The 12522-nt window shown below is 37.2% G+C and carries 10 protein-coding genes and 1 other RNA gene; 10 read left to right on the top strand and 1 reads right to left on the bottom strand.

Features of this window, described 5'->3' with window-relative positions:
* The first annotated feature begins 29 nt into the window (after positions 1-29).
* The 8 genes from secG to MHH64_RS16725 all read left to right on the top strand — a co-directional run bounded on the left by secG (position 30) and on the right by MHH64_RS16725 (position 8897).
* Positions 30-263, top strand: coding sequence for a preprotein translocase subunit SecG (secG, locus tag MHH64_RS16760; RefSeq protein WP_095311320.1), 234 nt, complete (start codon positions 30-32; stop codon positions 261-263).
* A gap of 114 nt (positions 264-377) precedes the next feature.
* The gene (locus MHH64_RS16755) at positions 378-1124 is read left to right on the top strand and encodes an alpha/beta fold hydrolase (RefSeq protein WP_340002056.1); all 747 of its coding nucleotides are present in this window, start codon (positions 378-380) and stop codon (positions 1122-1124) included.
* A 48-nt stretch (positions 1125-1172) separates the two neighbouring features.
* Positions 1173-3386, top strand: coding sequence for a ribonuclease R (rnr, locus tag MHH64_RS16750; protein WP_251659189.1), 2214 nt, complete (start codon positions 1173-1175; stop codon positions 3384-3386).
* 228 nt (positions 3387-3614) lie between these two features.
* The gene (zupT, locus tag MHH64_RS16745) at positions 3615-4421 is read left to right on the top strand and encodes a zinc transporter ZupT (RefSeq protein WP_340002055.1); all 807 of its coding nucleotides are present in this window, start codon (positions 3615-3617) and stop codon (positions 4419-4421) included.
* A 99-nt stretch (positions 4422-4520) separates the two neighbouring features.
* Positions 4521-4985, top strand: a complete 465-nt coding sequence (gene smpB / locus MHH64_RS16740) for an SsrA-binding protein SmpB (protein WP_095311327.1) — start codon at positions 4521-4523, stop codon at positions 4983-4985.
* Positions 4986-5113: 128 nt separating this feature from the next.
* Positions 5114-5454, top strand: a transfer-messenger RNA (tmRNA) gene (ssrA, locus tag MHH64_RS16735).
* A 916-nt stretch (positions 5455-6370) separates the two neighbouring features.
* Positions 6371-6736, top strand: coding sequence for a metalloregulator ArsR/SmtB family transcription factor (locus MHH64_RS16730; protein ID WP_095311329.1), 366 nt, complete (start codon positions 6371-6373; stop codon positions 6734-6736).
* The gene (locus MHH64_RS16725) at positions 6729-8897 is read left to right on the top strand and encodes a heavy metal translocating P-type ATPase (protein WP_340002054.1); all 2169 of its coding nucleotides are present in this window, start codon (positions 6729-6731) and stop codon (positions 8895-8897) included. The genes MHH64_RS16730 and MHH64_RS16725 overlap by 8 nt, the downstream gene beginning before the upstream one ends.
* A 369-nt stretch (positions 8898-9266) precedes the next feature.
* Here MHH64_RS16725 and MHH64_RS16720 read toward each other — a convergent pair whose 3' ends face one another.
* Complete coding sequence (locus MHH64_RS16720) at positions 9267-9875, bottom strand: YdhK family protein (protein ID WP_340002053.1); 609 nt, start codon at positions 9873-9875, stop codon at positions 9267-9269.
* A gap of 593 nt (positions 9876-10468) precedes the next feature.
* On the opposite strand from MHH64_RS16720, the gene MHH64_RS16715 reads away from it, so the two are divergent.
* Together MHH64_RS16715 and MHH64_RS16710 are read left to right on the top strand one after the other, a co-directional pair.
* Positions 10469-11857, top strand: coding sequence for a HAMP domain-containing sensor histidine kinase (locus MHH64_RS16715; RefSeq protein ID WP_118889704.1), 1389 nt, complete (start codon positions 10469-10471; stop codon positions 11855-11857).
* Positions 11850-12521, top strand: a complete 672-nt coding sequence (locus MHH64_RS16710; RefSeq protein ID WP_251659183.1) for a response regulator transcription factor — start codon at positions 11850-11852, stop codon at positions 12519-12521. The genes MHH64_RS16715 and MHH64_RS16710 overlap by 8 nt, the downstream gene beginning before the upstream one ends.
* Position 12522 lies beyond the last annotated feature (1 nt).

Genomic DNA, 12522 nt, shown 5'->3' with positions numbered 1-12522 from the left:
ATTGTCGGTGCAGGAGGAGGTCGTGAAACATGGCAAGTGTTGTGACTATATTATTAGTAATTGATGCAATTGTGATGATCGTTTTAGTACTATTACAGTCAGGAAAAAGCGCAGGACTATCCGGAGCTATATCTGGTGGTGCAGAGCAATTATTCGGTAAGCAAAAGGCACGTGGGATTGATTTAATTCTCCATCGTGGAACGATTGTTACTGGCGTATTGTTCTTTCTATTAGCTTTTCTAAGTGCATATGTATTACAATAGAAAGTAACCCCTTGTCACGAGTTAGTGATAAGGGTTTTTTAATTATAGATGTTGTATAGTTATACATAAAGGGAAGAGTAATAAGAAGACCGTGCAAGGAGATGTCGCAGAAAAATGAAAATCAAATTACCACAACCATTTACGTTTGAAGCAGGACCCCGTGCTGTTCTATTATTGCACGGGTTTACAGGACATACCGCAGATGTAAGAATGCTCGGCAGGTTTTTAGAAAAGAAAGGCTATACGAGTCACGCACCAATTTATAGAGGGCATGGTCTACCGCCGGAGGAATTGATAAAATCCAATCCAGACCAGTGGTGGGAGGATGTTAACCAAGCATTACAGCACTTAAAGGATCTTGGCTATGAAGAGATTGCTGTAGCAGGTCTTTCACTTGGTGGTGTCTTAGGGTTGAAGCTTGCTTATTCAACGAGCATAAAAGCAATGATACCAATGTGTGCTCCGATGTTCTTCGATAATGAAACACAGCTATCGCAAGGATTTAAAGCCTTTTCTAAGGAATTTAAGCAATTAGAAGGAAAAGATGAAGCTACGATTGAACAAGAAGTGGAAAGACTTGTTGAGAATTCGAAGGAACTTTTTGAAGGATTAGGTAAAACCATTTCAGAAGTGAAAGATAATATTGACACCATTTACACACCGGTATTTGTCGTGCAGGCAAGACAAGATAAGATGATTAATACGGAAAGTGCAACATATATTTATGAAAATGTTGAATCAGATGTCAAAGAGCTGACATGGTATGAAGATTCTGGGCATGTTATTACGTTGGACAAAGAGAAAGAACAATTACATGAGGATATCTATCAATTCCTAGAAATCTTGGATTGGAAACGATGATTAAATAGGACTAAAAAGTGGAACAATAGAAGGAAAGAGGGTGAGCAGATGAAAGAAAGAATACTTGAATTTTTTAAAGAAAATGATAGGAAGCCATTAGCAGTAGAGGAAATTGAGCAAGAACTTGGGATTGAGGACGCTGTTGATTTTAAGGAGCTTGTAAAAGCGCTAAATGCGCTCGAAGAGAACGGTGATCTCGTTCGAACACGTAAGAATCGTTTCGGCCTGCCAGATAAAATGAACCTCGTTAAAGGGAAAATCCAAATGCATGCAAAGGGATTCGCTTTTTTAATTCCTGAGGATGAAGACGCAAAGGATGTCTATATCCATGCGAATGATCTTGGCTCAGCAATGAATAATGATAAAGTCCTCGTGCGTTTGGAAAAAACAGGTACTGAGGGAAATCGTCCTGAAGGAAAGGTAATCCGAATATTGGAACGTGCGGTTATTCAAGTTGTCGGAACCTTTGAAGACAATCGTGCATTTGGTTTTGTTATTGCCGATGATAAAAGGATTCCTAATGATATTTTTATACCAAAGGGCAGTTCACACGGAGCAGTTAGTGGGCATAAGGTTATTGCGCGTATAACGAAATATCCAGAAGGAAGAATGAGTGCAGAAGGGGAAATTATTCATATTCTAGGGCACAAGAATGATCCTGGGATTGATATCATTTCCATTATATATAAACATGGGATTGCAATTGATTTTCCAGAAGAAGTATTAGAGCAAGCAACGAATACGCCAGACACCATTGCACCTGAAGAATTAGAGGGCAGACGAGATTTGCGTGATGAAATGATTGTGACCATTGATGGTGCAGATGCGAAAGACTTGGATGATGCAGTAACTGTTAAGCAATTGGAGAATGGTAACTACAAGCTTGGCGTATACATTGCAGATGTAAGCTATTATATAAAAGAAGATTCGGCAATGGATACGGAAGCATATGAACGTGGTACAAGTGTCTATTTGGTTGATCGAGTTATTCCAATGATTCCACACCGACTATCGAATGGGATTTGTTCATTGAATCCGCAAGTAGACAGACTTACGCTTGGTTGTGAGATGGAAATTAACGCTAGTGGACAAGTAGTTAACCATGAAATTTTCCAAAGTGTGATTAATACAACGGAGCGAATGACGTATTATGATGTGAATCAAATCTTAGTAGACAAAAATCCAGAGCTTCGTGCTAAATATGAGTCTCTTGTACCGATGTTTGAAGACATGGAAAAGCTAGCATCAATATTACGTTCGAAACGTATGGGACGCGGTGCAATTGATTTCGACTTTAAAGAAGCAAAGGTACTTGTTGATGAAAGTGGAAAACCGACTGATGTAGCTATTCGTGAACGCTCTGTAGCAGAACGTTTAATTGAAGAATTTATGCTGGCTGCAAATGAAACTGTTGCGGAACATTTCCATTGGTTGGATGTTCCATTTATTCACCGAATCCATGAGGATCCAGATGAAGGGAAATTGGAGAAGTTTTTTGAATTTCTCGCAGGGCTTGGCATTTCTGTTAAGGGAACTGCAAATGAAGTGCACCCACAAGCGTTACAGAAGGTGCTGGAGTCCATCGAAGGTGAGCCAGAGGAAATGATTGTTTCCAAATTAATGCTTCGTTCCATGAAACAAGCAAAATATGATCCACAAGGAATCGGCCACTTTGGACTAGCGACTGAATTTTACACCCATTTCACATCTCCAATTCGGAGGTATCCAGATTTGATTGTCCATCGTTTAATCCGCACGTATTTGATTAATCAGCAGATGGACAGGGATACTCAGAAGCACTGGAAGGAAAACCTACCTGAAATTGCGCGACATACATCTGAACGAGAACGAAGAGCGGTTGATGCAGAGCGTGATACAGATGACTTGAAAAAAGCAGAGTTCATGAAGGACAAAATTGGTGAGGAATTCACTGGTGTCATTAGTTCGGTTATGAATTTTGGAATGTTTGTCGAGCTTGAAAACACCATTGAAGGTCTTGTTCATGTTAGCTATCTAACGGACGATTATTACCATTTTGATGAGCGCAGTCATGCATTAATTGGAGAACGAACTGCAAACATATATCGGATTGGCGATGAGGTTGAAGTAAAAGTGGTCAGCGTCAATACAGATGAGCATACAGTTGATTTTGAATTGGCAGGAGCAGGCTCTCATAAGAAGCAAAATAGAAAATCAAGACCACCCAAAAAGGTGCTCCAATCAAGTAAAACAAAACCAAAGAAGAAGAAAAAGAAGAAATGAGCCTTTACAAGTTAGGCTCATTTCTTCTTCTGAATTGGACAAAGCAGAAGTAGGCTTACAAAAATATGTTATTGACACCTTACAGGTCGTTTTGTACACTACTTATAAAACTGTCGCAATTTTATATGAATGCAATATTATTTTTCTGCATAAAATTACAACGCATGCATTTGCCTCAATGTGATAGCAAGTGCTAAGTTTTTCTAATTGAAGTTTGGAGGATTTTGGATGAATGATGTACTTCTTGCTTTCCTGTTAACATTATTCGCGGGACTTGCAACTGGAGTAGGAAGTGTACTTGCTTTCTTTGCTAAAACGACAAATACAAAATTTCTATCATTTGCTTTAGGATTATCAGCCGGGGTTATGATTTATGTATCGATGGTTGAGATATTTTTTAAAGCAAAGGACGCCTTAACAGCATCCTTGGGCGAAACAGAAGGATATTGGTTTACGATTATTGGATTTTTCGCTGGGATGCTTTTCATCGGTCTAATTGATAAATTTATACCTAACCATAGCAACCCCCATGAAGTAAAAAAGGTAGAAGATATGGAAAAACCAGGGGCAGCTCTGAATGATCCAGCCTTAATGAAGATGGGAATGTTTACAGCGTTGGCTTTAGCTATTCATAACTTTCCAGAGGGAATTGCAACATTTGTTTCTACACTACAGGACCCAACGATTGGGATTGCTATTGCAGTAGCTGTTGCCATTCACAATATACCAGAGGGAATTGCTGTATCTGTACCAATTTATTACGCAACTGGTGATCGGAAAAAAGCTTTTAAGCTTTCCTTTTTATCAGGACTTGCAGAGCCAATCGGAGCACTTGTAGCAATTCTGATATTAATGCCTTTCTTAAGTGATATTCTATTTGGAATTATTTTTTCCATGGTAGCAGGAATTATGGTGTTTATTTCCTTAGATGAATTGTTGCCTGCAGCGAAACGATATGATGAGGCGCATCTATCCATTTATGGTGTGATGACTGGGATGGCAGTTATGGCGGTGAGTTTAGTTCTGATGGCTTAATGTTTGGGCTTGTTTCGTTATAGTTAGGTGTTCTTATTGGAATCGCAGCAGATTTCTGATAAAATAAAGTTCTATGTAAGTAGTAGGAGGAACACTCGTATGCCAAAAGGACAAGGAAAAACAATCGCGCAAAATCGAAAAGCATCCCATGATTATTTTATTGAAGATACGTATGAAGCAGGAATTGTATTACAAGGCACAGAAATCAAATCACTACGTAATGGCCGAGTAAATATAAAAGATTCCCACGCAAGAATTGATCGCGGTGAGGTCAAATTGATTAACCTTCATATTGCAGAATATGAGCAAGGAAATCGATTCAATCACGATCCGACACGGACACGTAAATTACTTTTGCATCGGAAAGAAATCGATAAATTAATTGGTCTGACACAGCAACAAGGCTATGCGCTTGTTCCCTTAAAAATCTATATTAAAAATGGCTATGCTAAGATTTTAATCGGATTAGGAAAAGGGAAAAAGAAATACGACAAGCGTGAAGATTTGAAGCAGAAGCAAATGAAACGTGATGTAGACCGTGCAATAAAAGATCATATGAGATAAAGCAAGCATAGTAGAGCCTGTAAATTCTGCCAGCCCTTGAAATTAGCTGAGATTCTGCTATAATAGAGTATGTAACACAATTTAATAATGCTCAATTATCCTAGAGCGTTTCTCTTAAATGGGGACGTTACGGATTCGACAGGGGTAGTTTGAGCTCAGGTCGCACGTCGAGGTTACGACTCGTAAACCGTTATTCGCCTAAATATAACTGGCAAAGAAAACAATTACTCTTTAGCAGCTGCGTAAGTAGCACTAAAGGATCCTTCCTGTCACTCGCCCGTGGTGCAGATTGAAGGGTCTCAACTTAAGCGGGCTATGCTGGTATCCTCCGTCTGAGGATCTCCAGGTGAACTAAATCAGACTAGCTATCTGAAAGCCTGTTGATAGGCTGCAGGATTAGCGAATGATAATATATCAACTACGCGTGTAGAAGCCTGAGTGCCGATATCTCTGGACGTGGGTTCGATTAGTAATTTAGTCGCCTTTTGTGGTAACACAAAAGTGATAACTCGGCTTTATCGGTGAAACCTAAGTTGTATTTGATGCAATAAGGCAATACCGAGTGGTATGTGGAGCAATTCAACAGCCATCTATCGACTTATAGGCTGCCAATATGGTAGTACTAGGATACGAAATTCTACCAAGCGTGGTAAATTTACATTTCGTATAATACGCCGAGAAACCTTAAAAATTAGGTTTAAGATATAGTCAGTGCCATGACGAAAGCATGGAAGAGCATGTCCCACCGTCTCCACCAATACATAATGTTGGTGGTTTTTTGCCTTTTCAAGAAGTTTGGTTATTCTATAGATTAAAAAAATGTTCTTCAAATAATAGTTTACTTCTTAACATAGCTTCATTATATTTACCGTTTCTCGGAGTTACGGAATCATATTTATTTAGCATTGGCATGGATCTTCACCAGACCCTGAAATGACTCATCTTGAATTAGAGCTCACGGGTATCTTCAAATAGAGGAAGAACTTGCAAATCTTGAGATTCACGGAAATCGTACAGATGAAGATATTGCCAAATTGAAAGATCTTTAAGGTATTAGAAACAAGGAAGCAGTGATTCTGCTTGCTTTAAAATTAAAACACATATCATGCAGAGCAAATTCTGACTATATTTGAGAATTTAATACGAAAAGGTGTTATGTATCTAAACAATTTTTAATCAATTAACAATACTTGAGAACACATATAAAGTACCATTCCCCTAGTAAATAATACTAAGACCATCCGTTAAGTTTCATTCTTATAAAATAAACAAACTGTATTCTTATGTTTATTATTCAAATAATCATTTGACTATTTGAATAAAGTTGCATATATTAATAGTGAATCTATATTCAAATATATGTTTGAACAAGGGGGTAAGATATCATGGTGAAAGATATTTGTGAAGTTACGTGTATTAACGAAGATAAAGTGTCAAGAGCTAAACAGCATCTTACGGAACAAAATCCGATGGAAGTAGCTAAAATTTTCAAGGCTTTGGCTGATGATACTAGAATCAAGATTGCTTATGCTTTATCGTTAGAAGGTGAGTTATGTGTTTGTGATGTGGCAAATATTATAGGTTCTTCAATGGCCACGGCATCCCATCATTTAAGATTACTAAAAAATTTAGGCCTCGCAACATATCGAAAAAAAGGAAAGCTAGTCTTTTATTCATTAGACGACGAACATGTTAAACAACTTATAGAAATAGCCTTTCAGCATCAGAAGGAGGCTATTAAAGTTGAATGATCCAGTAAAATCCGTAACGGAACATAAACATGTTTATCGCGTTGAGGGGTTCTCCTGTGCGAATTGTGCAGGAAAGTTCGAAAAGAATGTAAAACAGCTTCCAGGCGTAGAGGATGCGAAAGTCAATTTTGGAGCTTCCAAAATTAATGTTTTTGGAAATACAACTGTCGAAGAGCTGGAAAAAGCAGGTGCTTTTGAAAATCTTAAAGTAGTTCCTGAAAAGCTTGGAACACATACTTCACATGCGGTTGAAAGGGAGAACAAAGAAGAGAAAATCCCCTTTTATAAAAAGCATAGTACATTACTTACGTCGGTATTGTTTCTTGTTTTTGGATACCTATCTATATATATGAATGGTGAAGGAAACATTGTGACGACATTATTATTTTTAGCATCGATGCTGATTGGAGGTTTATCCCTTTTTAGAGTCGGTTTACAAAACTTAATTCGCTTTGAATTTGACATGAAGACCCTTATGACAGTAGCTGTTATTGGCGGAGCTATTATTGGCGAATGGGCAGAGGTTGCTGTTGTTGTTATTCTCTTTGCAATCAGTGAAGCACTGGAGCGATTTTCAATGGATAGAGCAAGACAGTCGATTCATTCCTTAATGGATATCGCTCCCAAAGAGGCTTTCGTTAGACGTAATGGGCAAGAATTAAGAGTTCATGTAGATGATATTGTTGTAGGGGATATTATGCTTGTAAAGCCTGGACAGAAAATTGCAATGGACGGTATAGTCGTAAATGGCTATTCTGCTGTCAATCAAGCAGCTATTACAGGTGAATCAGTTCCTGTTGAAAAATCAGTTGATGATAACGTATTTGCAGGTACATTAAATGAAGAAGGAATACTTGAAGTAAAAATTACAAAGCTTGTTGAAGATACAACCATTGCTAAAATTATTCATCTGGTAGAGGAAGCGCAAGGAGAACGGGCACCAGCACAAGCTTTTATCGATAAATTTGCGAAATATTACACCCCGATCATCATGATCGTCGCAGCATTAGTTGCGATAGTACCGCCTCTACTCTCTATTGGTAGCTGGGAAACATGGGTATATCAAGGGTTAGCCGTTCTTGTTGTTGGTTGTCCATGTGCACTTGTTATATCGACTCCGATTTCTATTGTCTCAGCGATTGGAAATGCTGCCAAGAAAGGTGTTCTTGTAAAAGGTGGAGTATATTTAGAAGAAATGGGTACCTTAAAGGCGATTGCATTTGATAAAACAGGCACATTGACAAAGGGAGTTCCAATTGTAACAGATTTTGAATTACTGGATCAACAAATTGAAGAAAGGGAACTACTTAATATTATTACAGCACTGGAAAACCGTTCGCAACATCCGCTTGCTTCAGCAATTATGAAAAAAGCAGAGCAAGAAAATATCTCTTACTCAGATATAAAGGTAGAAGACTTTTCTTCGATTACAGGTCGAGGTATTGAAGGCTCTGTAAATGGAACGACTTATTATATAGGAAGTCCACAACTTTTCAGCGAGTTATTTGTTTCTGATTTTACTCAAGCATTCGAAGACAAGGTTAATTATCTTCAGAATCAAGGGAAAACGGTCATGATTATTGGGACGGAACAAAATATTCTTGGCATTATTGCAGTTGCTGATGAAGTACGTGAAATAAGTAAAGAAGTGATTCAAAAGTTAAATCAGTTAGGCATCAAAAAGACAATTATGTTGACTGGCGATAATAAAGGTACTGCGGATGCAATTGGTGCACACGTAGGCGTATCTGATATTCAGTCAGAATTGTTGCCGCAGGATAAATTGGATTATATGAAACAATTGAGGTCAGAGTTTGGTAAGGTGGCTATGGTAGGAGATGGTGTTAATGACGCACCTGCATTGGCAGCATCAACCGTTGGTATTGCAATGGGAGGAGCTGGTACTGACACAGCTCTAGAAACGGCAGATGTTGCTCTTATGGGAGACGACTTAAGAAAGCTTCCATTCACTGTAAAACTCAGCCGAAAAGCGCTAAATATAATTAAAGCTAACATTACTTTTGCAATTGCGATTAAGTTTATTGCCTTATTATTGGTTGTGCCTGGCTGGTTAACGCTTTGGATTGCCATCCTTTCAGATATGGGCGCGACCATCCTAGTAACGTTAAATGGTTTACGACTTATGAAAGTGAAGGATTAAAGACAGGGAAGCTCTCCATTGGAAGCGACCGTCCCCGAAAGTTAGAGCAGAAAATCTAACTTTTGGGTTATTTTTGATAGGAGAATTATTGAGAGTGCAGTGTTCCCCGCAGCTTTTTCTTGTTCTGTTCGTTTTCCCTTGAAAGAATGCATTGATTACTGCTAGTCAAGTAAAAGTTAAATATATCTCCTTTTATTGAAAAATAATAGATTTCTAATCTCTACTGGTATCCTTATTGATCCTCTATCGTTTAATATCATTAATAAAAACCAAACAAAAAAATACTCCAACAAAAAATGGTTGCAATCATTGATTTATGATGATTGCAACCATTTTTGTGTCCTGTTTTTCTAATGTACTTATAAGAACTCATTCTACAGGTGATAATTCACTTTCCGTTACCCATTTATGGTTCGTTACTTCTTCTCCACCTGTGGTCGGAACGAAATCAACCATATATACCGTAGTTTCTTCAGCAGAGTCAATTTTAGCTACTGCCCCATCCATACCTTTCATATGGTCGGCATTCATTGTTACTTCAGTACCTTCTTCTAATGGAGCATCGTCTGGATTTTCTAACTCTTCATGAATGACCCATTTATGATCAGTAACTTCCTTTCCGCCAGTTGTTGGGGTATACGAAACAGTATAGACTGTTGTATCATATGCACCCACAATAGTCGCTTCAGCACCTTTCATACCTTCCATATGATCTGTCTCTATCATTGCTTGACTTCCAACTTCATATGTTGGATTTTCAGCTTCTTCTAAACCCTCAGGGACTTCTCCTGTACTGGACATATTCATTTCAGAATGATCCATACCTTCATGTGAATCAGACTCCGATTCCATATCATTTTTCTCCTCCGTATTTGATTCTGTTTCTGTACCTGTGTTTTCTTCTGTTTCATTTGCACATGCTGACAATAACAGTACGGCAATCATAGAAACAATGATTATAAGTTTATTTCTTTTCATTTTAAATATCCCTCCAATATTCTAGTTACTATTTAATCTACCCTGTAAATTTGCATTTTATTTGCAGATTCACAGCTAGAGAGAAGAATAAGCTAAAAGGCACAGATATAATAAAATGAGAATTTCATTCTGCAAACTTTCTTGACTAATTTTCTATATACTTATTTTAATAATAAAAAATGAACTTGATGCATCGTTATCGTTCCATTTGGCCAATGGTATGTATCATAATAGCTTAGTTAGGTTTAAGATATATTTAATCAGAAACTATTTTTGTGGAGAAATTAAATCTAAAATAATCTTAAAAGGAAGATTTGCAAGAGGCGAAAGAGATAAATAAGAAACTGAGCGTTTGAAATAAGTCTAAAGTATTGATTTTGTCGGGATAATTACGATCTGCACAAAAAATGGACACTTTTTAAATAAAATACATAGACCATCATTATCATTTAAAGATAGACAGTGCTTATACAGAAATCAGTTAAATAAAATGTGGTTGATGTATTTGCCATATCCCAAAAAATCGAAGGAGCTTTTCTTTTCCTAATTGGTATACTAGATGCATTAACCCATATGTAATAAAGGAGTCTTGAATGTTAAATAAACTATCCTTAAAAATTGGATTATTGTTTTTTGTTTTTATCTTGATTGTTGAAATTTTCCTGTATTTCATTTTGTATACGAACCTGGTAAATGAACGGATTGAAGAAGTGATGGATAATCTTTTGTCTCGTGGAAATACACATCGCGATGTTTTAGAAGAAAATTATAATCAATCGACATTAGAACACGTTGCTATCATGGAATCCGAATCCAACTTTGCTGTGGTAATAACAGATGCATCTGGTAATGTAATCACTGAATCGGATCCAATTGACGGGGAAATGCTAGATGTTATTCAACATACGGATCTAAATCAAATACCCTTAGAGGGAAGCATATTAGTAGAAGGGTGGACAGAGAAAAAATATATTGCAACGGACAGTCCTATTACGATAAATAGGGAACACCAAGGACATGTATTTATGTTTTCTGATACAGATCATATCAGAAAAATTGTTGATCATTTAAGCCATCAATTCTTAATTATTGGACTGCTAACACTCCTTCTGACAGTCGTAACGGTTTTTATACTCTCGAGGCTGATTACAAACCCATTAATTAAAATGAAAGAAGCAACCGAACAGTTGAGCAGAGGTAGGCACAGGGTGGAGTTACATACGGATCGCAGCGACGAACTAGGAGACCTGGCTAATTCAATTACAAGACTTTCAAACGATCTAGAACACTTAAAAAAATATAGAAATGAATTCTTGGCTAGTATCTCCCATGAACTACGAACTCCCTTAACTTACATAAAAGGTTATGCTGATATAATTAGTCGTGATGATGCGTCGGTTGAAGAAAAGAAAGAGTATATTGAAATTATTCGGGAAGAAACTGAACAGTTAACGGTACTAGTTAAAAGCTTATTTGATCTGGCAAAAATGGATCAGAATAAATTCATAATCAAAAGAAGGAATATAAATTTTGAACCACTAATTCATACGGTTACAGAACGCATACGACCTGCATTCGAGGAAAAATGCCTTATATTATCAGTCAATTGTCCAAGCCAGATTATCGCATATGTTGACCCAGATAGAATCCAACAGGTGCTCTTGAATATATTGGACAATGCAAAAAAACATAGTTCACAAGGAAACCGGATTTCAGTAAATATATCTCAAAATCAATATGAGATTATAACGATTATTTCAGATGAAGGAGAAGGTATTCCAGAAGAAGACTTACCTTATATATTTGAGCGTTTATACCGTGTGGAGAAATCTAGATCTAGACGTAGTGGTGGAACAGGATTGGGATTAGCCATTGCAAAAGAAATTGTGGAATCCCATGGTGGTAATATTGAGGTGAAAAGTAAACAAGGTGTTGGCACTAGCTTTATGATATCGCTGCAAAGAGGTGACATAGTTGAATAAGGTCTTACTAATCGATGATGAAAAAAGAATGGTAGATTTGTTAGCATTGTACTTAAAGCCACATCATTATTTATGTTATAAAGCGTATGGGGCAAAAGAAGCTCTATCAGCTATAAGAGTAGAAACATTTGACATCATTCTGCTTGATATTATGATGCCGGAAATGAATGGGTGGAAGCTTTGTAAAGAGTTAAGACGTTTTTCAGGGGTGCCAATTATTATGGTGACTGCACGAGATCAAAAGGAGGATATTGTGAAAGGATTGAAACTCGGTGCAGATGATTATATTACGAAACCTATTAATGAAGAGGAATTATTAGCAAGAATGGACGCATTGTTACGAAGAATAAAGCCATCTAGTCATATTAACGTACAGGGTCTTATATGGAATGAAGACCGGTTTGAACTGACCTATAAAAATAACCCTATAAAATTAACACCAAAAGAATTTTTTATGGTTGGGCACTTAATGAAAAATCCGAATCGTGTTTTCACTAGGGACCAGCTAATTGACTTGATTTGGGGATTTACTTCTGAAACAGAAGGAAGAACTGTGGACTCACATGTTAGAAATGTAAGAGAAAAAATTCGTCAGGCTGGTTTTCCAATCGATGCGTATTTTAAAACTGTTTGGGGTGTTGGGTACAAATGGGTTCATAAATGAT

It is taken from the genome of Oceanobacillus sp. FSL K6-0127, assembly GCF_037983385.1.
Taxonomy (GTDB): domain Bacteria; phylum Bacillota; class Bacilli; order Bacillales; family Amphibacillaceae; genus Oceanobacillus; species Oceanobacillus profundus.
This window is presented reverse-complemented; position numbering and strand designations above follow the sequence as displayed.

Coding starts and splice junctions, on each gene's coding strand:
- MHH64_RS16730 (WP_095311329.1), top strand. CDS start 6,371: ATGGTGAAAGATATTTGTGAAGTTACGTGTATTAACGAAGATAAAGTG.
- rnr (WP_251659189.1), top strand. CDS start 1,173: ATGAAAGAAAGAATACTTGAATTTTTTAAAGAAAATGATAGGAAGCCA.
- MHH64_RS16715 (WP_118889704.1), top strand. CDS start 10,469: ATGTTAAATAAACTATCCTTAAAAATTGGATTATTGTTTTTTGTTTTT.
- smpB (WP_095311327.1), top strand. CDS start 4,521: ATGCCAAAAGGACAAGGAAAAACAATCGCGCAAAATCGAAAAGCATCC.
- secG (WP_095311320.1), top strand. CDS start 30: ATGGCAAGTGTTGTGACTATATTATTAGTAATTGATGCAATTGTGATG.
- zupT (WP_340002055.1), top strand. CDS start 3,615: ATGAATGATGTACTTCTTGCTTTCCTGTTAACATTATTCGCGGGACTT.
- MHH64_RS16755 (WP_340002056.1), top strand. CDS start 378: ATGAAAATCAAATTACCACAACCATTTACGTTTGAAGCAGGACCCCGT.
- MHH64_RS16720 (WP_340002053.1), bottom strand. CDS start 9,875: ATGAAAAGAAATAAACTTATAATCATTGTTTCTATGATTGCCGTACTG.